This window comes from Desulfovibrio intestinalis, assembly GCF_014202345.1.
Lineage (GTDB): Bacteria > Desulfobacterota > Desulfovibrionia > Desulfovibrionales > Desulfovibrionaceae > Desulfovibrio > Desulfovibrio intestinalis.
In genome coordinates this window covers 94,380-117,192 of record NZ_JACHGO010000002.1, presented here as the reverse complement: position 1 = coordinate 117,192, position 22,813 = coordinate 94,380, and the positions used below count along the sequence as shown (strand labels likewise).

General features: G+C 55.5%; 20 protein-coding genes. 14 read left to right on the top strand and 6 right to left on the bottom strand.

What is annotated here, in order from left to right; translation table 11 throughout:
* The first annotated feature begins 770 nt into the window (after nt 1-770).
* Nucleotides 771-2,135 (top strand): diguanylate cyclase domain-containing protein, encoded by a 1,365-nt coding sequence (locus HNQ38_RS03335; protein WP_183718004.1) that lies wholly within the window; start codon nt 771-773, stop codon nt 2,133-2,135.
* Nucleotides 2,136-2,486: 351 nt separating this feature from the next.
* Here HNQ38_RS03335 and speA read toward each other — a convergent pair whose 3' ends face one another.
* Entirely contained in the window at nt 2,487-4,403 is a 1,917-nt protein-coding gene (gene speA, locus HNQ38_RS03330; RefSeq protein WP_183718003.1) for a biosynthetic arginine decarboxylase, read from the bottom strand.
* Between the two features lie 256 nt (nt 4,404-4,659).
* Here speA and HNQ38_RS03325 point away from each other — a divergent pair, with 256 nt between their 5' ends.
* Nucleotides 4,660-5,826, top strand: coding sequence for an efflux RND transporter periplasmic adaptor subunit (locus tag HNQ38_RS03325; RefSeq protein WP_183718002.1), 1,167 nt, complete (start codon nt 4,660-4,662; stop codon nt 5,824-5,826).
* A gap of 56 nt (nt 5,827-5,882) precedes the next feature.
* On the opposite strand, the gene HNQ38_RS03320 is transcribed toward HNQ38_RS03325, so the two are convergent.
* On the bottom strand, nt 5,883-6,518 hold the full coding sequence (locus HNQ38_RS03320) for a YigZ family protein (protein ID WP_183718001.1): 636 nt from the start codon (nt 6,516-6,518) through the stop codon (nt 5,883-5,885).
* Nucleotides 6,515-7,120, bottom strand: coding sequence for a cupin domain-containing protein (locus HNQ38_RS03315; protein ID WP_183718000.1), 606 nt, complete (start codon nt 7,118-7,120; stop codon nt 6,515-6,517). Before HNQ38_RS03315 ends, HNQ38_RS03320 begins: the two co-directional genes overlap by 4 nt.
* A 309-nt stretch (nt 7,121-7,429) precedes the next feature.
* On the opposite strand from HNQ38_RS03315, the gene HNQ38_RS03310 reads away from it, so the two are divergent.
* The 6 genes from HNQ38_RS03310 (at nt 7,430) to HNQ38_RS03285 (ending at nt 13,844) form a co-directional block, all read left to right on the top strand.
* A complete protein-coding gene (locus HNQ38_RS03310; RefSeq protein WP_183717999.1) occupies nt 7,430-7,933 on the top strand; it encodes a rubrerythrin family protein in 504 nt (167 codons plus the stop codon).
* A 500-nt stretch (nt 7,934-8,433) separates the two neighbouring features.
* Complete coding sequence (locus tag HNQ38_RS03305) at nt 8,434-9,765, top strand: S41 family peptidase (protein ID WP_183717998.1); 1,332 nt, start codon at nt 8,434-8,436, stop codon at nt 9,763-9,765.
* A 140-nt stretch (nt 9,766-9,905) separates the two neighbouring features.
* Nucleotides 9,906-11,417 carry a divergent polysaccharide deacetylase family protein gene (locus HNQ38_RS03300; RefSeq protein ID WP_246387971.1) on the top strand — a complete coding sequence of 504 codons (1,512 nt, stop codon included), beginning with the start codon at nt 9,906-9,908 and terminating at the stop codon, nt 11,415-11,417.
* A gap of 298 nt (nt 11,418-11,715) precedes the next feature.
* Nucleotides 11,716-12,135 carry a nucleoside-diphosphate kinase gene (ndk, locus tag HNQ38_RS03295; RefSeq protein ID WP_183717997.1) on the top strand — a complete coding sequence of 140 codons (420 nt, stop codon included), beginning with the start codon at nt 11,716-11,718 and terminating at the stop codon, nt 12,133-12,135.
* A gap of 3 nt (nt 12,136-12,138) precedes the next feature.
* Nucleotides 12,139-12,969: a pyrroline-5-carboxylate reductase gene (proC, locus tag HNQ38_RS03290; protein WP_183717996.1), complete on the top strand. Its 831-nt coding sequence runs from the start codon at nt 12,139-12,141 to the stop codon at nt 12,967-12,969.
* Nucleotides 12,970-13,199: 230 nt separating this feature from the next.
* Nucleotides 13,200-13,844: a helix-turn-helix transcriptional regulator gene (locus HNQ38_RS03285; RefSeq protein ID WP_221277794.1), complete on the top strand. Its 645-nt coding sequence runs from the start codon at nt 13,200-13,202 to the stop codon at nt 13,842-13,844.
* Between the two features lie 26 nt (nt 13,845-13,870).
* Here HNQ38_RS03285 and HNQ38_RS03280 read toward each other — a convergent pair whose 3' ends face one another.
* Complete coding sequence (locus tag HNQ38_RS03280) at nt 13,871-14,743, bottom strand: DMT family transporter (protein WP_246387970.1); 873 nt, start codon at nt 14,741-14,743, stop codon at nt 13,871-13,873.
* A 517-nt stretch (nt 14,744-15,260) separates the two neighbouring features.
* Between HNQ38_RS03280 and HNQ38_RS03275 the strand changes: the two genes are divergently transcribed.
* Complete coding sequence (locus tag HNQ38_RS03275) at nt 15,261-16,001, top strand: DsbA family oxidoreductase (RefSeq protein ID WP_183717995.1); 741 nt, start codon at nt 15,261-15,263, stop codon at nt 15,999-16,001.
* A gap of 535 nt (nt 16,002-16,536) precedes the next feature.
* Here HNQ38_RS03275 and HNQ38_RS03270 read toward each other — a convergent pair.
* Together HNQ38_RS03270 and cobT are read right to left on the bottom strand one after the other, a co-directional pair.
* Nucleotides 16,537-17,550: an ABC transporter ATP-binding protein gene (locus HNQ38_RS03270; RefSeq protein WP_183717994.1), complete on the bottom strand. Its 1,014-nt coding sequence runs from the start codon at nt 17,548-17,550 to the stop codon at nt 16,537-16,539.
* A complete protein-coding gene (gene cobT / locus HNQ38_RS03265; RefSeq protein ID WP_183717993.1) occupies nt 17,544-18,668 on the bottom strand; it encodes a nicotinate-nucleotide--dimethylbenzimidazole phosphoribosyltransferase in 1,125 nt (374 codons plus the stop codon). The genes HNQ38_RS03270 and cobT overlap by 7 nt, the downstream gene beginning before the upstream one ends.
* A gap of 136 nt (nt 18,669-18,804) precedes the next feature.
* On the opposite strand from cobT, the gene HNQ38_RS03260 reads away from it, so the two are divergent.
* From HNQ38_RS03260 to HNQ38_RS03240, 5 genes are all read left to right on the top strand, one after another.
* Nucleotides 18,805-20,250 (top strand): trypsin-like peptidase domain-containing protein, encoded by a 1,446-nt coding sequence (locus HNQ38_RS03260; RefSeq protein ID WP_183717992.1) that lies wholly within the window; start codon nt 18,805-18,807, stop codon nt 20,248-20,250.
* Nucleotides 20,251-20,473: 223 nt separating this feature from the next.
* Nucleotides 20,474-20,662, top strand: a complete 189-nt coding sequence (locus HNQ38_RS03255; RefSeq protein WP_183717991.1) for a ferredoxin — start codon at nt 20,474-20,476, stop codon at nt 20,660-20,662.
* 297 nt (nt 20,663-20,959) lie between these two features.
* On the top strand, nt 20,960-21,631 hold the full coding sequence (locus HNQ38_RS03250) for a YkgJ family cysteine cluster protein (protein WP_183717990.1): 672 nt from the start codon (nt 20,960-20,962) through the stop codon (nt 21,629-21,631).
* A 118-nt stretch (nt 21,632-21,749) separates the two neighbouring features.
* Entirely contained in the window at nt 21,750-22,142 is a 393-nt protein-coding gene (locus HNQ38_RS03245; protein WP_183717989.1) for a hypothetical protein, read from the top strand.
* A complete protein-coding gene (locus HNQ38_RS03240) occupies nt 22,139-22,762 on the top strand; it encodes a tetratricopeptide repeat protein (RefSeq protein ID WP_183717988.1) in 624 nt (207 codons plus the stop codon). Before HNQ38_RS03245 ends, HNQ38_RS03240 begins: the two co-directional genes overlap by 4 nt.
* Nucleotides 22,763-22,813: the final 51 nt, after the last annotated feature.

Genomic DNA, 22,813 nt, shown 5'->3' with positions numbered 1-22,813 from the left:
CTTGAAACGCGAACCTAGAGGCTGCGTCTGATCACGCCGCCGCTAGAAAATTTCAAGGTTAGGCTACTCCAAGTGTTGTAGCCCGCTGGTAAATATTGCCAAGCCAAATCGTTTTATGCCGCTAAAAATACTAGCAAAAGTAATAAATCATTGCATTCTAGCATATTATAGAGCACACACTGTTGCCTATAAGTACTAGCATTTTTCTATGTTACCTATTATTGTGCGTTATCCATAAGAATGTCTAAAATATAGGCATATAGTTTTATAAACATTAATCTGTGGGTGATGTTGTATTGTATTTTCATAAAAATGCGATACTTCATGCAGCTATATTCATTTTTATCATACAGCCATTGCGCCTTTGTATCCACATATAAACATATATAATTTAACATATGACCTAGATATAGTAATACAAAATAACATTACAATTTATACGGTAGTGAGTAAGGCAATCGACCTGACCAGCATTTAAATGCGTTGTTACACCTTAAAACAGACAGCTCTTTCTCACATGGCAGTTGCGTGACTATGCTCAACGATTCGCAGCAACAACAAACAATATTAGCCAACCTGCCCGCCCTTGGAATTTAAGGAACTCCGGCGGGCGGCAGAGCAATACCAAAACAAAAGCAGCGCTATGAACACTGACAGCGTTAAATGCGATATTTGTTGAAACGTCTGTGGCAGCCCCAGCAAAGAAGGTCCGCCAGCAGCAGACAGTGCGTGAGTGGCAAAAGTAATCCGCAGTAACTATGGAGCCATGCATGGGAAAACAATTGAAAGATCGCCGATATTTCTATGCAGCGTTTGCCGTATCATTGTTGCTGGCCTTTCTGGGAACATGGTTTCTTGTCCAGCGCAACTCTCAAATTCGCACGGCAGAACTTAAAAGTGTTTTTACCCTGCAAAGAGAAAAACTGACCAGCGTTCTGACAAAATTTTTCTATAAAACACAGACTCTTGCCACGCTTGTTATTGCAAACAACGGAAAAATTGAAGCTTTTGATCCGGTAGCTGCCGCGCTTATTGACGATTCTTCCATCCAGGCCATCGTTATGGCGCCCAAAGGCGTGGTAAGCCATGTGTACCCGTTGCAGGGCAACGAGGCTGTGATGGGCAAAGACTTGTTGTCGTATTCCTTCGGCTGTGAAGAAGCGATAAAAGCCAGACACAGTAGCCGCATAGTTATGGCTGGCCCCGTGCCGCTCATTACAGGCGGCATGGGTCTGGTGGGCAGACTTTCAGTTTATACCAAGGACAAGAAGGGATCCCGACAGTTCTGGGGGCTCGTTTCCATTGCGCTCAATTTTCCCGAAGTGCTTAAAGACGCGGAACTGGGGCTGCTTGACGATCTGGAGCTGCCCTATGAAATTTGGCGTACCAACCCGGATAACGGCGAACGTCAGGTAATTGCCGAGGGAAACAGCCCGGAATCAAAAGGCGCACCCTATCTGGAAATGCCCATGCAGATACTTAACGCCCAATGGTTCTTCAAACTTTCGGCCAAGCACGCATGGTACCAGCTCACTGAAACATGGTTTTATGTGGGGTGCAGCGTACTGTTCAGCCTGCTGTTTGCCATGCTGGTGCAGCGCAGCTACGACATCATGGTGGCGCACCGTCGGCTGGAAGAAATAGTGTATCTTGATGCCCTGACAGGAATTTTCAACAGACGCGGCCTGTTCAACGATCTCGGCCAACGCATCGAAAATAATCCAGAAAAAAAATTCAGTCTGTACTATCTGGATCTGAACAAATTCAAACCTATCAATGACACCTACGGGCACAAGGCCGGAGACCGGGTATTACAGCACTTTGCGGCCACGATGGGCAAATTCGCCCCCCGCCCGCACATTCTTGCCCGCATAGGCGGCGACGAATTCATTCTCATACTGCCCGAAGAGAATGATGCGGCCCAAACGCTGGAAGCTTTGGAAAACGCCCGCCGTAAACTGGCGGAAGGCTTGCCCCACGAAGGAATTCCCGTGACCATTACCTTCAGTGTTGGCATAGCTGTCTACCCCGACGACGGTTCAGATCTGGACGCCCTGTTCGCACGGGCGGACCAGGCCATGTACAGGGACAAACAGTCGCACGGAAGCGTTCGTAATACGCCGCGTACTGATTAGAGCATTTTAACTTTGAAAAAGTTTAAATGCTCTAACGCTGCACAAGCGTGCAGCGCGCCGCAATGCGGCGTGGATTCAGCAGAAAATCGCATTTTCTGGCAGAATGACAACTTTGAAATGTAATGCATTTCAAAGTTAATCTGCTCTAGAAGTTTTCATTTATCATGTTTGCTCAACAGGCAAGCAGCTTTGCCGCCGTTTTCCACGGTGGGCGTGCAAAGAAACGTGCCGCCAAGCGGTGCCCGATTTTGTAGTAAACAGGGCCAAAAATCAGACAAGAACAGGCGGTGGGCCAAATGCCCGCCGCCTGCTCCTGGTTACTGCAACACAGCGTGTTTTTACGCCGCAAGCTTATCTTTCAAAATAGGTATACCCGCGCAAGCCATCTTCAAAAGCCTGCATAATGGAAAACCTCTCGCTGGGCGTAATGCGGCCCTGACGCACAGCCTGTTCGGCAGTGTCGCGCAAGTCCTCAAGAATACGGCGGGGGTCGTATTCCACATAGCTCAGAATATCCGCCACTGAGTCGCCGCGAATTTCGCGCACATACTCGTAACTTCCGTCATCGGCCACACGGATGGACACCACATTGGTGTCACCCATGAGGTTATGCAGGTCGCCGAGGGTTTCCTGATACGCGCCCACGAGGAACACGCCGAGATAGTATTCCTCGCCGTCACGCAGGGGATGCAGCTCCAGCGTGGGCTTCATGCCCTGCGGGTCAATAAACTGGTCGATGCGGCCATCCGAATCGCAGGTAATATCAGAGATAATGCCGTGCCGTGAGGGAAATTCCTTGAGCCTGTGGATGGGCATGACCGGGAAAAGCTGGTCAATGGCCCAGGTGTCAGGCAAGGACTGAAACACGCTGAAGTTGCCGTAATAGATGTCGGCCAGGCTCACATCAATATCAGCCAGGTCGCGCGGCACGTTCTTGAGACGGGTTTTCTCCTGGGCAATACGCATGATGATGGCCCAGAAAAACCGTTCGGCCAAGGTGCGCTGCCGCAGATTCACGCGGCCCATCGAGAAAAGCTGCCGCATTTCGTCGCGGTAATAAATGGCGTCGTTATAACATTCCTGCAAGTTACGCAGGCTGATGTTGGCCAATGTTTCGCGCAGGTTTATCACAGGTTCGGGCGTGCCTTCGGGCAAGCTTTCAGGCAACTGCACTTCTTCTACGACGCTCACGTCCAGCACGTTGAACAACAGCACCGAATAGTAAGCCACCGTAGCGCGGCCCGATTCGGTGATAATGTGCGGATGGGGCACGCTTGCCTCATCCAGAGTGCTCATGATGGCTTCAACAACGTCTGTGCAATATTCGTCCAGGCTGTAGTTGCGCGACGAAATATAGTTGGTATGCGAGCCGTCGTAATCCACGGCCAGACCGCCGCCAAGGTCCAGATAACCCATTGGCGCGCCTTCTTCGATAAGCCCCGCGTAAAGACGCGCGCCTTCCATAACGCCAGTACGGATATCGCGGATATTGGAAACCTGAGATCCCAGGTGATAGTGCAGCAGCTTGAAGCAATCCAGCATGTCGTGGGCCTTGAGGGTATCCACCACGTCCACAATCTGGGCGGGCGAAAGCCCGAAGGTTGACCGCTCGCCGCCGGAATCCGTCCAGTGGCCGCTAGCCTTTACTGCCAGCTTGGCGCGCACGCCGATGCTGGGGCGCACGCCAAGAGCCTTACTGCGTTCAAGCAGCACGCCGAGTTCGCTGGGCATTTCAAGCACGAAGAAAACGTTGAAACCTAAACGCAGGGCCTGAAGGCCCAGGTCCATAAACTCTTCGTCTTTATAACCATTGCAGATAATGCAGGCTTCGCGGTCTTGCATAAGAGAGACTGCAGCCACAAGTTCAGCCTTGGAGCCGACCTCAAGCCCGTGATGAAACTGCGCCCCAAACTGGGCTATCTTTTCCACCACCTGCTGCTGCTGGTTCACCTTGACGGGAAAAACACCGCGGTAAGCCCCGGCATAGCCGAGATTTTTGATGGCCTTGCGAAAACTTTCGTGAATATTCGCGATGCGCGAGTCCAAAATATTTTCCACGCGCAAAAGCACGGGCATGTCGTGTCCCCGGTCCCGCAGGCCAGAAATAACTTCCGGTATGGAAACCTGCGGCCCCTTGGGGCCCTGCGGGCAAATAACAACTTCGCCCGCATCGGAAACGTCAAAATATCCGGCACCCCAATTACGGATGCCGTACAGTTCGATGGAATCCTCCACCCGCCACTGCTGCAATGCGCGGTTTTTTGCCAACTCGCACTCCTTATATCGCCCAAAGGACGAAGGTTAAAATCCTGCCGTCAAAAAAGAGGCGTAATTATGCCGGGAAGGGGGTGAAAGTCAATCTTGGCAAGCATGCCCAAATAGACTGCCGTTTGAAGGTGGTATCCTCTTGACGCCGCGCTGTCCTTGCTTCAACCTAGCTTAACGGTTTACCTCAGCTTTCAGTTCAGAACGCACCTGTGGCGGCCTGCGTTACGCTGCTCACGCATTCTTTAAGGATATATCCATGACGCCCTTTGACAACCGCCTGCGGATGCCATTTTTTTCAGGTACCGCCTTTGCGCTCCTTTTCCGGGGCATCGCTTCCAAGCGCCTTGTGCTGCTGGCTCTGACCCTCGCGCTGCTTCCAGCCCTCAACGGCTGCTTAGGCAACGACCAAAAAGCCTCTGGCCCGCCCCCGGCCCCCGTGCGTACGGCCACAGTTGACCGTGCCGACGTGCCGCGCCTGCTGCATGTGGTGGGCAACGTGCGGGCTTCGGCTTCTGTGGGCGTCAGGCCTCGCGTGGCGGGTGAAATACAGCAGGTCCATTTTACTGAAGGGCAGGACGTGCAGGAAGGCCAGCCGCTTATTACCATCGACCCCCGCCCCTTTGCAGCCATATTGCGTGAAAAGCGCGGCATGCTGGCCAAATCTCAGGCCCAGCTCAACAAGGCTCTGGACGACATGGCCCGCTACGGCAAACTGGTGGGCGACGGCTATGTGAGCCGTGAAGCCTACGAGCAAACCGCCACCCAGGCCGCCGCACTTCGGGCGACAGTGCAGTCAGACAAAGCCGCCGAGGAAAGCGCGGCCCTTGACCTTGCCTACTGTACGGTGGTGGCCCCCATCAGCGGGCGCGTGGGCGCGCTTAGCGTAGACAAGGGCAATATGGTCAAATCTTCCGACGCCACGCCCATTGTAACCATCGACACTCTTTCGCCCATTTATGTGGGCTTTTCTGTGCCAGAAGCCCACCTGCCCATCATACTGGACCGCATGGCCGTTGAAAGCGTTACCGTTACCGCCACGCCCACAGGCGCGCAGCCAGAACAGGGGGTTCTGACCCTGGTGGACAATACGGTAGATACGCGCACGGGCACCATCCGCCTTCGGGCCACCTTTGAGAATGCCGACCGCCACCTGTGGCCCGGCCAGTTTGTGCAGGTGGAATTGCCGCTGGGTATGGGCGAACAGGTGCTTACCGTGCCCTCGCGCGCGGTGCAGTCTGGCCGCGACGAATCCTATGTATATGTGGTGGACAAGGACAATCACGCTGCGTACCGCGCGGTAAAGCCCCTGTTTGAGCACAAGGGAGTCAGCGTTGTAGAGGGATCATTGGCAGAAGGCGAACAGGTGGTCATTGAAGGACAGGTACGCCTTGCGCCCGGTCTGCCCGTGAAGGTGGTGGAGTAAACGGCCGCCGCAACAGGCTTGCGCAAACATAAGCCTGAAGCTACTTTTATGGTAAATCAGGCCTCTTCGTCCTCAATCTGGCGGCAAAGGGCCGAACCGTTGCTCAAGCCAGCCAAAGCAAGCTCAAACTGTGACAAATGCTCTTCTGGCAGCAGGAGCGTAAGGTGGGCCTGCGCCGCGTACTCTTCGCCCGCAGGCCGCGCTTCAAAGGTAGGCAAAAGACGGCGCAGGGCGTCCACATGGGCGTATTCCACCGTAAGCGCCAGCCGGATCTGCGGCACGCGCTCCACCAGAGAAAGAGAAGCCAGATTTTCGCGCACGCTGTCCTGATAAGCGCGCACAAGGCCGCCAGTGCCAAGTTTGACGCCGCCAAACCAGCGGCTTACCACAACGCACAGCTCACCCACATTGCTGTGCAGCACCACTTGCAGCATGGGCCGCCCGGCGGTTCCGTGGGGTTCGCCGTCGTCAGAAGAACCGATCTGGGCGGTATGCCCTGGCGCTCCCGCTGCATAGGCCCAGCAGTTGTGGGTGGCGTCCGCGTGACGCCTGCGAATTTCTTCTACAAACGCGCGGGCCGCTGCCGGGCCCGGCGTGTGGGCGCACAGTGTAAGAAACCGGCTGCGCCGGATGATGATTTCCGTGCAGTGCGGCTGCCCGGTACTGGCGGCAGGTACAGCGTAACGGCTCATGCCAGCCCGTCCTTACGGGATGGAGCCAACCCCTGAGCGTGGTTATTGCCGCCGTCCTGCGAACACCCGCACATATCCGAGGCCAGCGAGTCCACAGGCGTATCGGGCGGGCAAAATTCGCGAATACAGTCAAGCGCCAGCGGAAAGCGTTTTTCCAGTTCGCGACGCCGTGCAAGATGCAGATCGCTGAAATCAAAGCCGGGGGCCACGGTGCAGCCCACCAGCGAAAAATCTGAACCGGGCGCTGGCGTAGCCCCAAACCAGTAGCCCCCAGGCACGGCGCATTGCAGCACATGCCCATTAAGAATATCCGGCCCCATGAGGGTTTCGCGGGCGCGGCCTCCCCGGTCTATCCATACCAGCCGCAGCGGACCGCCCAGATGAAAATGCCAAAGCTCATCCTGGCGAATACGGTGCAGGCGCGAGTACTGGCCTGCCCGCAAAAGAAAAAGAATGGCCGTGGATACGGGGCGGGGCTGGTCAAAACCGCAGGGCATATCTCGTGGCGTCAGCATCCGCTCGCACTGGTAGGTTCGGCGATAATAGCCGCCCTCCGGGTGCGGGGCGAGACCGAGATTGTCAATAATGTGCTGTACGTCCATGCGGATAGTGTAACCGCAGGCGAAGGCTTAGGCAACGGCGGCGCGTGCCCATGCCTGCCCACACGCAGTGAAGACCGTGGGCGCACGCCAAGCCCGTAAAAAACTAAAACCGAGAGCCTGCTTCGTGTAAGAAAAGATGGTGCAAAAATATGTATATTCAGACAGATATAAGCTTTAAACTTGCTTACTCAAGAAATAACTGTCAAAATAATTGACAAAAAAGCTTTACAATAACTGAGGGATTGATTAAATAGGAATCGTTCTTGATAAAAAGAAGCAACAAAAAATATACATAGAAAGGAGAATACCATGAGCAAAACTCAGGAAAATCTTATGACGGCCTTTGCTGGCGAATCCCAGGCTAACCGCAAATATCTTGCCTTTGCCCAGGTCGCCGACAAGGAAGGCATGACCCAGGTTGCCAAGCTGTTCCGTGCCGCTGCCGCTGCCGAAACCATCCACGCACACGCCCATCTGCGCAATGCCGGCAAAATCGGTGATACCGCCGCCAACCTCAAGTCGGCCATTGAAGGTGAAACCTACGAATTCACCAAGATGTATCCCGAAATGATCAAGGAAGCGCAGGACGAAGGCAAGACCGCCATCGCCAAGTATTTCGACTTCGTGAACTCGGTGGAAGAAGTGCATGCCAACCTGTACAAAAAGGCTCTGGAAAATCCCGCCGGCCTGCCCCAGACCGACTACTACATCTGTAAGGTCTGCGGCTACACGCACGAAGGCCCCTGTGACACCTGCCCCGTGTGCGGCGCTGGCACAGCTGCTTTTTTCAATTCCAGCGAATGCTGCAGCTAAACAGCTGCCCCGTTGGCCTGGAGCGTACTTGACGCGGACAGAGTAATATTCTCTGCAGTTCATTGCGCAAGAGTTGCACACTCCGTTTTTATGGCGGCTTTTGGGCTGACGCCCATAGGCCGCCAACGATGAAATCACGATGGTTTGAGGAGCCTCAAGGGGCGGGGGTTGCTGACTTTTTGGGTCAGCAACCCTTTTTCAAACCAGACGAGTTATTCTCGCGCGGCGTTACAGCCCCACGCCGCCCCAAGGCTGCAGACCCTATCCTACCTGATTCATTAGTATTTATTCATTGATGAATGGTGGATCTGGCATGTAGCAATGCACGCCTTTTGGTTTGCCTTTTCCCTTAAAAAAGTTCAATATGGACTGATGTACACAGGCTTGGGCTCTCTGCCCCGGTTCAGTGTTACGGGGGCGCGCCCCTATTTTTTATGCGCCGTGGGCCGCCATGTTGCGGTGCCCCTTCCGTCCATACAGTCTATGTGGAGAACGTCAATATGCGTCTTCTTTTTCGTTCATATGTATTAGGATTCACGCTGCTTTTCGGTGCCGCCCTGATTTGCCCCGGCGTTGCGCACAGCGCCGATGCCAAGGAACAACCCAAAGAAGCTACCAGTAAATTCGACGCCCTCAAGCGCTTCAGCCAGGTTCTTGATCTGGTGGAGCGTTACTATGTTCGCGATGTGTCCCAGGGCGATCTTATCAATGGCGCTGTCAAGGGCATGCTTCAAGGGCTTGACCCGCACTCTACCTTCATGAACACCGATGAATACAAAGAAATGCAGGAGACAACCTCCGGCGAATTCTTTGGTGTTGGCATAGAGATTTCGCAGGAAAACGGCCAGATTACCGTGGTAACGCCCATTGAAGACACCCCTGCCTTCCGTGCAGGCCTGCAACCTGGCGACATTATCCTGTCCATCAACGGCCAGCCAGCCCAGGAGCTTTCGCTTCAGGAAGTGGTTTCACGCATTCGCGGCCCCAAGGGATCGGAAGTTGAACTCGTCATCCTGCACCACGATTCCAAAAATCCGCAAACCGTGCACATCACGCGTGATGCCATTCCCCTTATCAGCGTCAAGTCAAAAAAACTTGAAGACGGGTACTACTGGATACGGCTCACACGCTTTTCCGAACGTACCACCGATGAGCTGAAAGAAGCCCTCAAGGCTGCGGAAAAAGAAAGCAAGGCCAATGGCGGCATCAAGGGCATTGTGCTTGACCTGCGCAACAACCCCGGCGGGCTGCTGGATCAGGCTGTCAGCGTGTCTGACGCCTTTCTTGACAAGGGAACCATCGTTTCCATCAAGGGCCGCCGCGAAAATACCGAGCGTGTGTACTCTGCCAAAAAGCAGGGCGATGATGTGCGAGTTCCTATGGTTGTGCTCATCAACGCTGGCTCGGCCTCGGCCTCCGAAATTGTGGCTGGCGCCCTGCGCGACCAGAAGCGCGCCCTTATCGTGGGCGAGCGCTCCTTCGGCAAGGGCTCAGTACAGAATATCATTCCCCTGGCTGACGGCTCCGGCCTCAAGCTTACGGTGGCCCTCTACTACACGCCCAACGGCAGTTCCATTCAAGCCGAGGGTATTGTGCCTGACCTTGAAATACCCTTTGAGGCTCCCCGTACCGATGACAAGGATAATCCGCGCATGATGCTGCGTGAACAGGACCTGAACCGCCATCTTGAAACCAAGCAGGACAAGAAAGCGGCCAAGGGCAAGAACGCAGCCAACGACGCGCAGGAACAGCTTGCACGCGACAACCAGTTGCGTATGGGTCTGCAGATGGTGAAGAATCTTCCCAAGATGCGTGAAATCAAGGCAGACTGAGGCCCTGAAGCATCACACAGCAGCACATGCACCATAATAAACATAAGGAAAGCCTCCAGACTGGTCCATCGCGGCCGGGCGGGAGGCTTTCCGCGTCTGTATGCATGGCCCTGGGCGGGGGGCTCTGGCTGGTGGCCAGTTTGATTTTAGCCCTGTGGGTTGGCCGCAATGAGCCACTGCCCTTTTCCGCCCCGCACCGTGCCAAGGCTGGCGAGTCCGCGCAAGCGCGGCCTGATGGCCTGGCAAATCCGGCAAATCGGGCAACAGCGGCAGAAAACGAAGCCGCCGCGCAGGCCCGGCTGGAAGCTCTGGACCGCCTTGTTGAAGCGGTTTTACCGCAAACCCTGCCCACGGCCCGCTGGCAGCGTGAACTGACTTCTTCAGTTTTTACAGAAGCTCCCGGCGATGCGGGGGCTTTGGGCGGCAGGACAGAACAGGCGCAGCCTGCTGGAGCTGCGCAAGGGGTGATCGGCCACCCCGCTCCGGCTGCCAATGACGGTGCGCAAGAAACTCCGATGGTGCGCGTCTACACCGTCACTGGTCCCTGCGCGCCCTTGCGCCTTGGTCTGGGGCTGCTGGACAAGCTTGTTCCGCCAAGCGCCGCGGTTCTGGCGGAAAGAAAGAAGATCGCGAGCGAAAATCTCCCGGCAACAGAAGCGCTTGCCGAAGCCGCTCGGCGTGGGCAAGGCGCTGGATTTGAACACGGCACACGTTTTCCCCTGACCGACACGGCGCTTCGCTCAACGGAACTGGCGGGCCGGGCGGGCCTGCCAAACCTAATGAAACTGGCAGATCTGACCGACGGAAAAATCCGGCTTGCATGGACAGACGCGGGCCATCTGGATATTTTTGACAATGGCCACCTGACGCACCGGTTTATTTTTCCCGGGCGCGAGGCCCAGCTGGCAGACCTGGCAAGGCCTTTGCCCAACCCGGCCCTTGTGCTGGTTATTGATGATATGGGGCAAAGCCTGAACGCGGCTGAATCCTTGGCGGCGCTGCCTTATCCGGTTACTCTGGCCATATGGCCGCATGCGCCGCACGCGCAGGCCACGGCTGATCTGGCGGCGCAACGGCGGCTCGACGTCATGGCCCATGTGCCAATGGAACCGCTGCCCCGGGCAGACGGCAAACGCCCGCAGCCGGGACAAGGGGCCTTGTGGACAGGCATGCAGCCCGGCCAGCTTCGGGCCGCCCTGAAAGACAATCTTTCGGTACTGCCATCGGCCATTGGCCTGAACAACCATATGGGTTCGGCCTTTACAAGCAATGCGGATTCCTGCCGCCTTTTGTGCGCATGGCTTGAAGGTATGGGCTTTTTTGTGCTGGACAGCCTCACCACGCCAGACTCGCACCTGGGCCAGCAGGCCCATAGTCTGGGTATGGTGAGCGCCACACGCGACGTTTTTCTTGATACGCGCAGGCAGACCCTCGCGATTCTGGAAGCTCTGGACCATGCGGCGGCAAAGGCCCGCACCAAGGGTTACGCCGTTGCCATAGGCCATCCGTATGATGAAACGCTGCACGCACTGCGCACATGGCAGGACAAGGCACAGGTTGCCCTGGTGCCCCTGCGTCGGCTTGTCTGGCACCTTGCGCAGAAAGACGCGCAGGAAAGAACTGCCGCAGCGTTGAAAACTGCAACGCAGTAAGGTTGCCCAACAGGCGAGGCATATTCGCCGCCGCCGGACTGGACATACCTGAGAATATCAGAGAATGCCAGAGAATACCGAGCATACGCGAGCACGCGAGAACATACGGAAAACTCACGAGCGCGCGGCAGAATTTTCAGACCAGTTTCACACAGCAATTGCCCGTGCAGTTGTTGTGCAGATTTGCCCGCCGCTGGCTCCGATGGGGAGCCGCACCGGACGGGCAGCGCGCCGCAAGGGGCGCGTCGGGGCGTATGCGGCGCCCCGCCTTTGTCATATACAGATTAAGGAGAGTGTCATGATGCAATCCACCTTTGCCATTATCAAACCCGATGCCGTTTCAAGCCTGTTTACCGGTGAAATACTGGCGGCTATGGAAGCGGCCGGGCTCAAGATTGTGGCCCTAAAAAGGTTGCATCTGTCCAAGGATCAGGCCGCGGGCTTTTACGCCGTTCATCGCGACCGCCCTTTCTTCGACAGCCTGACGGATTACATGTCCTCGGGCCCTGTGGTCTGCGTGGTTTTGCGCGGTGAAGACGCCGTACCCCGCTGGCGTGCCCTCATGGGCGCCACCAACCCCGCTCAGGCCGAACCCGGCACCCTGCGCGCCAAATACGGCCAAAGCCTTGAAGCCAACGCCGTACACGGTTCTGACGCTCAGGAAACCGCTGCCTTTGAAATTGGCTACTTCTTCAGTGGCCTGGAAATTTCGGAGTAAGCTATGACAATGCGCATAGGCTGTGTGGGCTGTGGCAATATGGGCGGAGCCATTCTGGCTGGGCTGGCCCGCAATGCAGAACAGAACAGAGATCAGGCCGACGCTTACGCGCTGTGCGGCTACAACCGCACAGCCTCGCGCATGCGTCCCCTTGAAGAAGCAGGGGTGCAGGTTATGCCAAGCCCCCTTGCTGTTGCTGAAAATGCAGACATCATTGTACTTGCCGTCAAGCCGTACCAGATGCAAGAGGTGGTGAAGGAGCTGCGCCCTGCCCTCAATAAAGACAAGGTGCTTGTGTCCGTAGCTGCAGGCATAAGCCTTCACAACCTTGCCCAATGGGCTGATGCAATTTGCCCGGTTGTACGCTGCATGCCCAACACTCCGGCTCTGGTAGGCATGGGAGTTTTCGCCCTCTGCCTTGAAGATCCGAAGCTGTCCCACGACTGCAAGCAGAGTCTTTTACAGATGTTTGGCAAGCTTGGGCAATGCGTTGAGCTTCCTGAAGAGAAGTTCACGGCCTTTTCCGCCCTTATAGGCGCGGGCCCGGCCTATGTTTTTGCAATGATGCAGGGCCTTGTGCAGTCTGGAGTGACCCTGGGTTTCACCCATGCCCAGTCAAGGCAGATGGTCACGGCCCTGTTTGCCGGATCGGCGCGTATGGCGCAAGAAGACGCCTCGCCCCTCGGGCAGTTGCGTGACAACGTGTGCTCCCCCGGCGGGTTGACCATCGCCGGAGTCAATGTGCTGGACCGTGCCGGGCTCACTGGCCTTCTGGTTGACGCAGTGTTGGCCGCTGACGCGCGCGGGGCAGAAATGGAGCGCAAAGGCGGATAAAAATTTCGTCAATTTGCTATAATAAGAGATAAAATCGGTTTTCAGGCGTGCCTGAGAACCGATTTTTCATAATGTCCTGACTCCCCTGCCCGCCATCCTTTACATGCCTTGCCCCATCCTACATACTTCCATAATGAACAGGGCTGAACTTCTCTTTCATATCGCCCGGCAGGAGGGCCTTGAATTCGTCTTCACGTCTGGCAATGCACTGTGCTACCCGATGCACACTCATGTTTCAGTCTATACAATTAGTTGTCCGCAGCGGCATTGTGCGGCTCATCCGGCGCGATTCCACAAATATCTATCCCGCAGGCAGCGTCTACATTGTCGCCCCGCATGAAGCTCATAGCCCACAGTACACCGACAGGTTCGACATCGTTTCCCTTTGCATTAACAAAAACCACTTTAGCGAAATGCGCCGATCATGCCTTGCCTCCAGTTGTCTGAAACATGCCCGCCTGCTTATGGAGCGGCAGTTGCTGCACGCCCAGGATGTGCCGGAGATGCTTGCAGCCATTGATACTATTTATGAAACCACCGCAGCAATGGGCAATCCGGACATCGCGCCACCGAAGATTCTGCAAGAGTGGGACCGCTGGAGCGCCGGGCATATACCAGCAGAAATGGATCTGCCTTTAAGCCGATTTCACTTCATCCACAAATTCAAAAAGGAAACTGGCCTGACGCCCCACCAGTACATTGCTCAAAGCCGCATACGAAAGGCAAAAAAACTTCTTACTTCCGGCAGTTCCATTGCCGATGCCGCCGTTGCAGCAGGTTTTTGCGATCAAAGCCATCTCACCAGATGGTTCAACCGCAGCATTGGCGTCACCCCGCACGCCTACAGGCAATCCTGCTTCATGCTGGACAGCTGACGCCGCGCAGCCTTCGCCCACAAAACTTACGTCCTCCGGCTTGCCCATATAAAAACACCCAAGCTTGCCATAATAATACCTCCTCCCGCAAAGGTCGCGAATCCAGGCAGGCTGTTTGTGACGCCATATTCCAGCAAAAGAGCCAGAAATGGCGTCATAAACATATAATTGGACACATTGCCCGTAGTTGGCGCGAGGGAAAGAGCTTTTGCCCACAACACATAGGCAAGGGCGCTCGGGCACGCCCCGAGAAAAATTACCAGCCATAGATGCGACGCTGACGCGGCGCCAAGCTGTTCAACCGCCCCGGGCGTAAAAGGGGCAAGAAGCAGAGTTCCTGCAAAAAAACTGTAGGCAGTAATGGTCAATGGTTCAAAACGCTTGGCGAGCAAACGCTGCATGATATTGTAGGCGCTTATGCAAAACGCGGCTGCCAGCATCCAGACTGTCCCTTCAGATACGGAAAAGCTTCCGTCCCAGAGGGACATGACAAGAATTCCGCAAAACGCCAAAGCCAACGCAACCCACCGCAGTGGCCCAAGACTTTCCTTGAAAAAAAGCTGCGCCAACAGCGCCGTGATAATGGGCGATGTTGAAATGATTACGCAGCTTGTTGTGGGATTCAGCGAGGCAGACCCCATATTGAAAACAAGTATGTACAAGGCAAAACCTGTAGCCCCGGACACAGCAAACCAGGGCAAGGATGTCAGACCGGGAAAAGGCTTTCTTCTGACCGCAAGAACGGCGCCAAGGCACAGCGAAGCTACCCCGCAACGCAGCAAGGCCAAAGAAGCAAAGGAAAAGCTCCCCAGCGCAATTTTTGTAAAAACATAAGCTGACGACCAAAGAAGTACTGTCAAGAATGCATATATCTGGCTCATAAAAAGATTGCGTGGCATTGCCCCTCCCGTCTCAAATCTATATTTCAGGCTTGCTGCCTTTGTGTATCAGTACATAATTGGCTGCTCTCCATCTTGGATAAAATTGCTGACTTGCATTTTGCTTTTATGTACCAACGGGTTGTCGTTTTTTCAGATGGTCGCCCTTCTGCCGAGCGTAGCAAAAACAATAATTTCCTGTTGGCAGTACAGCGACGTAGCAGAACGCATGTTCTGTTACTGAACACCATATTTGCGCCATGTGTGAACCATGTATTTCATCAATATCAATTTATAAATCATGTATCATCGCAATCATGAGAAATACTTCACACCATGTGTACGTCAGCATAGTCTTGACATAAAATAAAAACAGACACACAACCATGCGCGTACATAAATACTTCTGCAAAAAATAATTTTACAATAAACAGATAACATTTCCTGCAAGAGTTTTATCTGTCACAACATCACGTATATTCGCTCGGCTGGTTTGCACTGAGCAATCCAGTAACTACAGCATCAAAAGGGATTTTTTATGACAACCGACACAACTCTGAACAAACCGGGCAAGATTCATGTGGAGCTTTGGACAGACTTCATCTGCCCCTGGTGCGGCATTGGTGAGCGAAAATTTCTGGATGCGCTACAGGCCTTCCCGCACAGCAAAGAAGTAGATGTTGCAATCCGCTCTTTCAGGTTGCGGCCTGATTCTGTTCCCGCCCTTGTCCCGGAGGTTCTGCGCGAAAAACGCGCCCTGCTGCCGGACGAAATTGCAGCAGCTATCGACAGGCTGGAAAAACTGGGAACTGAAGCGGGTCTGTCATATCGGCTGGCGGGTTCGTGGTCGTGCGACACAATGGACGGGCATCGGCTGGTCAAACTGGCGCAAAAAACACAGCAGGACACAACGCTTTTTCGCAGGCTGTTTCGCGCGGCCATGTGCGAAGAACAAGCTATTCACGACCCCGACGTTCTGCGCGTGCTGGCGCGAGAAGTTGGACTCGACCCTGCAAGCGTTGACGATGTTCTCAATGGAGATCAGTACCGCGACGCCGTTCTGGCGGATGAAGAAGTCATGCGAGAACACGGCGGGCGCGGCATTCCCTTCTTTGTGCTGAATGGCTGCCTCAATTACTCTGGCGCGCTTTCAACGGATATTTTTCTCAGCGCTCTGAACAAGGCCTGGAACAGCAACACTGCCAGCACCGATTGTGAGCAACAAAAGGATGCTGCGACTCTTTGCGGGCCTGATGGTTGCGCTTTGCCTGGCAACTAGAGCAACTTTGCATTGAAAAATACTTTGCCCACGGCGTGGGCAAACGGCCGCCGTGGAGGCGTAAGCGCAGCTTTAACCGTTGCGATGCAGGCTTTACGCGTTGTGACGAAGGAAACTGCGCCTAAAGACAGCATGTGTAACAACCCTGTTTTTTCCATGCAATCGCTGTCGCCATCCGTAAGCCCTTGTGGCAACGGTTGCCGCGAAGCTACGGATGAAGACTTACGGCTATTTATTTACGCGATCAAACGCCGTAACGAGCGCGTCGTAAACGTTGCGGTTCTCTATTCGCAAAGGCAATCTATCCTCATATCAGGTTAGGTTCTCTCGGCAACGGATTACCCTATGCACAAACTGTAATCTCCTGGCACAGGATAAAATCTCAAGCCCGATGAAAAGCCTCCCCACCCGGCGACGCACATAAAAAAACAGGCCGCGTTTCAGGCAGCCTGCTTGTAAAATCCAGTCAATCCGCTGAATCTATTGGCAAATCATAATATATGCGCGCATTTAATCTTGTGCTGCCGGGTGGTTATCAGGCCATCCAGCAGCGAACACGCCAGTTCGGGGCAAGCTCTTTCCATGCCGGAGCCTCGCGGCGGCAGACATCCTGAGCCTTGGGGCACCGGGGATGGAAGCGGCAGCCGTGCGGCGGGTCCAGAGGGCTTGGCAATTCGCCTTCCAGCGGCGCAGCAAGATGCCCGCCCCCCTCGCCCGAGGGCATGGCAGCCATAAGCGCCTGCGTATAGGGATGGGCAGCCCCGGCGAAAAGCTGTTCTGAAGGAGCCTCCTCCACCACCTGTCCAAGGTACATAACCACAATGTGTCTACACAAAAAACCCACCACCGCAAGATCGTGCGAAATGAAGAGATAGGCCGGGCCAAAATGCTCCTGCACGTCCCGCAGAAGATTGAGAATCTGCGCTTGAACCGAAGCGTCCAACGCGGATACGGGTTCGTCGCAAACAACAACCTTTGGCCGGGTAATAAGGGCGCGGGCCACGGCAATACGCTGACGCTGGCCGCCGGAAAATTCGTGGGGATACCGCCCTCCCATACCTTCAAGCCCAACAGTGGCAAGCATTTCTTCGGCCAATTTGTGCCGTTCAGAGCGCGGCAGGTTGCGGGCGGCCAAGGGTTCGGCAATGGAGGCCCGCACAGAAAGGCGCGGGTTGAGAGAAGAAAAAGGGTCCTGAAAAACCATCTGAATCTGCCCGGCGGCCCAGCTGTTTGCCCCGGCAGGGGGCAGGCTTTTGCCATCAAGCAGCACCTGCCCTTCAGACGGAGCAAGCAGACCGCAGGCCAAGCGCCCCAAGGTTGACTTGCCGCAGCCCGATTCACCAACAAGGCCAAGGCTTTCACCAGAAAAAAGGCGAAGGCTTACGGCGTCTACAGCTGTGAGGGAGCGCTGCTCTGAAAAAAGCCCGCGTTTGACAGCAAACCGCCGCGACACATCCCGCAGTTCGAGCAAAGGGGCCGCATGGCGGCCCTCTGCTCTTTCACTTGCAGGACGCTCAGGCGCGTTAACGCTGTCGGACACGGTCAGCATGTCTGTTCCGCTACCCCGGCAGCACCAAAGGTAGCCATGTCATTATAAATGTCGGCGGCGCAGCGCAACAGGCCATAGGCTACAGCCCCGCCTGTGCCTTCGCCCAGCCGCATGTCCAGATGCAGCAGGGGCCGCTGCTCGGGGGTCGCCTGTTGCAAACGGGCAAGGGCACGGCCGTGCCCCAGCTCTGCAGAAGCGTGAGACAAAACAGCATAATCAGCCAACACGGGGCATATGCGCAAAGCCGCCACATAGGCCGCGCTGCAAATAAAGCCGTCCACCAGCACAGGCAAACGCCGCGAGGCCGCGCCCAGCATAATGCCGCTCATGACCGCGATTTCATGGCCGCCAAGAGCCGCCAGAATTTCCACGGCATCGCCGCTGCGTACAGCGCCCTCATTGGCTGCCAGAGCACGCCGCACAATCTGGGCCTTATGCCGCACCATAGCCTGATCAGAACCAGCACCCGGCCCGGCCATCACATCCGGGTCAAGATCCAGCAACGCGCAGTAAAGGGCCGTGCCCGCTGTGGAGTTGGCAATGCCCATTTCTCCCACGCCAAGACATTGATAACCTTTATCTGCAGCGTCGTGCGCCAGCTTGACTCCGGCTCGCAAGCCTTTAAGGCAGGTTTCCACACTCATGGCCGGGCCAAAGGTCATGTCTGCCGTGCCGTCGCCAAGGCGGCATTCCAGCAAAATGGGATGCGCTTCAAAGGGGCCGCCAGCACACCCGGCGTCCACCACGCGCAAATCCATGCCCGTACTGCGGCACAACACGTTGATGGCCGCGCCGCCTTCAAAAAAATTCTGTACCATCTGGCGCGTTACAGCTTGCGGAAAGGGAGAAACACCCTGAGCCGCCACGCCGTGATCGCCCGCAACGGTCAGCATGAGCGCCGGGCTTACCCGCAGGGGCAACTGCCCTTCACGCATGGCGTAAAGCCTGCGGGCCAGATCTTCAAGTCTGCCCAGGCTGCCCTTGGGTTTGGTGAGGTTGTCCAAGTGAACCTGGGCCGTGTCCATATCCTGCTGACGCAAAGGCTCTATGCTCAGATCAGGAAAAATACGCTCAAGTGACGATGCTGCCGAATGGAGTTGTGAAGTGTTGTCGTTCATGATTTTTTTCTAGCCTTTCCCCCCGCTGTGCGCAAGGGCGCGCGTTGCCAGCAACAGGGAATATGTCGGCCAGCCCTTTACGATTGCCCGAGGGTGCTTATTATGACGGGCAGAGGAAGACCGAGGAAATTCGCCAATGACGCAAACACTCGCAACCATATACGCTCAAGTCCCCCACAGGGTCCGCACAATGTGCGGCCAGCGGCATTTTTGCGGTATCAATCGCACAGTCGCGTGGGCTCTTTACTGGACGCTGCTGACATTTCTTTCCAGCGGCCTGATAGCTCTTGCCCCGCCGTCCGCAGGCGCGGCCCCGCAAGAAGGCAGCCCGCGAATAACCCCGGTGGTTCGCGCAGTTCAAACGGTGGCCCCGGCGGTGGTCAATATCACCAGCACACACATAATACAGGGGCAGTATCTTTCACCCCTTGAGCAGTTTTTCGGGCCGGGTTTCGGCATGGGGCCGGGTTTTGGCGGCGCTTCACCGCGCACCCAGAAACGAGAAAGCCTCGGGACCGGAGTTATTGTTGACGGCAAAAAAGGTCTTGTGCTCACCAACGCCCATGTTATAGCGGGCGGCGAGGAAGTTACGGTACGCCTTTTGGATGGCCGCGAATTTTCAGCCTCCGTGCGCGGAGCCGACCCCGATTTTGACATAGCGGTGCTGGAGATCAAGGGAGCGCAGGATTTGCCCTCGGTACGCCTTGGTGATTCAGACGATGTGCTTCCTGCCGAAACGGTCATTGCTATCGGCAACCCCTTTGGCTTCAGCCATACAGTGACCACGGGCGTGGTTTCGGCTCTGGGCCGGACCATACGCAACCGTAACAACGCGTTTACCGACCTCATTCAGACTGACGCGGCCATTAACCCTGGCAACAGCGGCGGCCCCTTGCTGAATCTTGAAGGCGCTCTTATAGGAATCAACACTGCGGTGGATGCCCGCGCCGAAGGCATTGGCTTTGCCATACCCGCCAACAAGGCCAGACGCGTCATGGCAGACCTTATGGACAGCGGCAAGGTCGCTCCGCTATGGCTTGGTCTGGACGTGCAGGATGTAGACGTGCAGACCGCTATGGCCCTGGGCCTTAAAGACGCCCGCGGTGTGCTGGTGAATACGATTTTTCCCGGCACCCCGGCTGACAAGGCCAACATACGCCCCGGTGACATTCTGGACAGCATCAACACAACGCCCGTGCGTGACAGGCGTGATTACCTCGACATTCTGCGTAACCAGACCCCGGACGCGAAGCTTCGCCTGAGTCTGCGCAGGGATGGCGCGCCTGTCACAGTGGACCTGGCTCCGGCGCTTTTTACAGATGAAAACGCGCGGGCACTTATGGAAAAACGGTGGGGATTCAGCGCTGCGCAAACAGGCCGTGGAATAGTAATCAGCAGCGTCAACGCGCAAGGGCCTTCGCCTTTTCTGCGCAAGGGAGATCTTATCACCGCTGTAGGCGCAAATCCCGTAAACAAAGTGGAAGACCTTCTGCAAGCGTTCAGGCGAGAGCGCATGGCAGGGCAGGTTCTTTTACAAGTAACGCGTAATGGCAAGGCCTATTACGCGCGTCTCATTCCCTGACGGACTAAATTACCCCCTTTTGTGGCATGTTTCCACAAGGGGGCCTATAATGCCTGTCTTTGCGTCCATCACAAGTAATATACCCGTAAATCAGCCCACGACGCGGCTTTTCAGGTATAGCTCAAAGGACACTTGACAGGGGGATAGGCTAAAGCTATCCAATTGCACAAGCTATTTTTACCCGCTTGTACAATCAAGCAAGACAACCTATTGGGAGGACATCATGGGTTACAATGTGAATGTTGACGTGGACAAGTGCATCGGCTGTGGCGAATGTGTAGACGTTTGCCCCGTTGAAGTTTACGAAATCAAAGACGGCAAGTCCGAAGCCGTGAGCCCCGAAGAATGCCTCGGCTGTGAATCCTGTGTCGAAGTCTGTGAAGTCAGCGCCATTGCCATTGAAGAAAACTAGGCAATGGTGGAAAGCCGAAAGGCTTTCCACTGGCTCACTCACAGACTGAGTGTTGTGCCGCCCGACGCACGCGCGCCAGGCGGCACTTACATACCAAGCGGAATGCGGAAAACATCCGGCGTGGCATATGCCTGCCTGATCCCCCTTGAAAAAGACCTCATACGGCCACACAGGCCCTGAGAGCCTGATTTAGGCAATACCGGAACACCCGCAAACACATGGCGAACCCTTGTCTTCGCCCCGCCGCACACCTGCCGGACGGCCCGTACACGCCTTCCGCACAGCCACAGGATGACCATGATCCCTGATCTGACCGCCATTTTTGCCCGCTATGAAAATCTGCGGGCCGAGGCCGATACCCTGTTTGACCGGGTTCGGGAAGCCTGTCCTCAGTGCGTGACCTGCAAGGAAGGCTGTAGCGACTGTTGTCACGCCATGTTCGATCTTTCCCTGATCGAGGCCATGTATATCCACAAGGCCTTTGAAGACCGCTTTGGCTACGGGCCTGAACGCTCGGCCATTCTGGAACGCGCCTCGGAACTGGACCGCCACACCACCCGCCTCAAGCGCGAACTTTACCGGGCGGAAAAAGACGGCGAAAACCCCGGAGAAATCATGGCTGTCGCCGCCAAGGTCAAAATGCGCTGCCCTTTGCTTGGCGATGATGACAAATGCCTTTTGTACGAAGCCCGCCCCATTACATGCAGGCTTTATGGCGTCCCCACCGCTATCGGCGGCCAGGGTCACGTCTGCGGATTTTCTGCTTTTGAAAAAGGCAAGCCCTACCCCACTGTGCATATGGACAAAATGCAGATCAAACTTGAAGATCTGAGCAAAGAAATCGCCACAGCCGTGAATTCGCGCTTCAAGGAACTGCACGAGGTTTATGTGCCTCTGTCCATGGCTCTGCTGACCCGCTACGATGAGGCGTATCTGGGCATTGGCCCCGCCAAGAAGGAAAAAGCCTAGAGCAGCCACAGGCAGTCACAGCCGCAATCGCCCGTGCGAGCGAACGCGGTTGCCGCGCGCGGCGATTGACGCCAAAATTCGCGCCATAGACGTTTTTTCGCACAGCAAGGAGCACGGCATGTACGGCAGCATACCAGCCACCGTCTTTCGGGACGGCACGCCGCAAGAACTCAACGATGAGCAGGAAAAGCTCAAACGCGAGATTTATGACCGCATGAATCCGCGCCGCCGGAAATTTGTGGACCGTCTGGGCTACGATAACTGGGACCCTTTCCAGAAGCCCAACGACCCTCTTGACCTGCGCACGGACATCTCCAAACGCACAACACAGCAGCTTATTAACGAATTTTTGCACGATGCGGCCAAAAAAGGCCCATACGGCAAGGCTTACAGCAAGGGCGCTATGGAATGCGCTCTGGGCGTCATCAATAAAGACGAAAAATACATGGGCATTTTCGACTTTTGCCGCTGGTACTATGATCTTTTGAAAAAAGAGGGGCATATCCAATGAAAGCTCGCTACAACGACCTGGACGAATACATTGCGGACCTCAAGGCCGAAATTGCCGAGAATGAGCAGTGCGCCAACCATTATTACAACCTGGGCCTGGCCCTTCTGACCAAACGCGATTTTGTTGCCGCTGAAGAGGCTTTTCTGAATGCCGTGCGTAATTCTCCGCACCTGGCGGAAGCCTATGTGCAGCTTGGGGGCATCTGCCTTGAGCGCGGCGACCTTGAAGGCTGCCTGCGCTATAACGAAGAAGCCGCCAACTGCCGCGCGAAGTTCCCTGTGCCCTGGAGCAACATTGCCTTTGTGCATTTGCAGCGCGGCGAGCCCGACAAGGCCATTACAGCCCTGAACAAGGCACTCAAGTGGGACCCCAACTTTGTGCAGGCGCAAAACGCGCTGGCCACGGCCTACTTCATGAAGGGCAACTTCAAGGCCTGTGAAGAACAGTGCCTGGCCATCATTAAAAAAGAACCCGCCTTTGCTCCTGCCTGGAACAATCTGGCGCTGGCCTACTTTGACCAGGGCGAACACGCCAAGGCCAAGGAAGCGGCGGAAACAGCCCAAAAACTGGGTTTTGACGTGCCTGAGGGCTTTCTGGAAGAGCTCAAGGCCAACTGCTGATTTCCTCACAATCAGATCACAAAAGCCCGAAGGCAATGCCTTCGGGCTTTT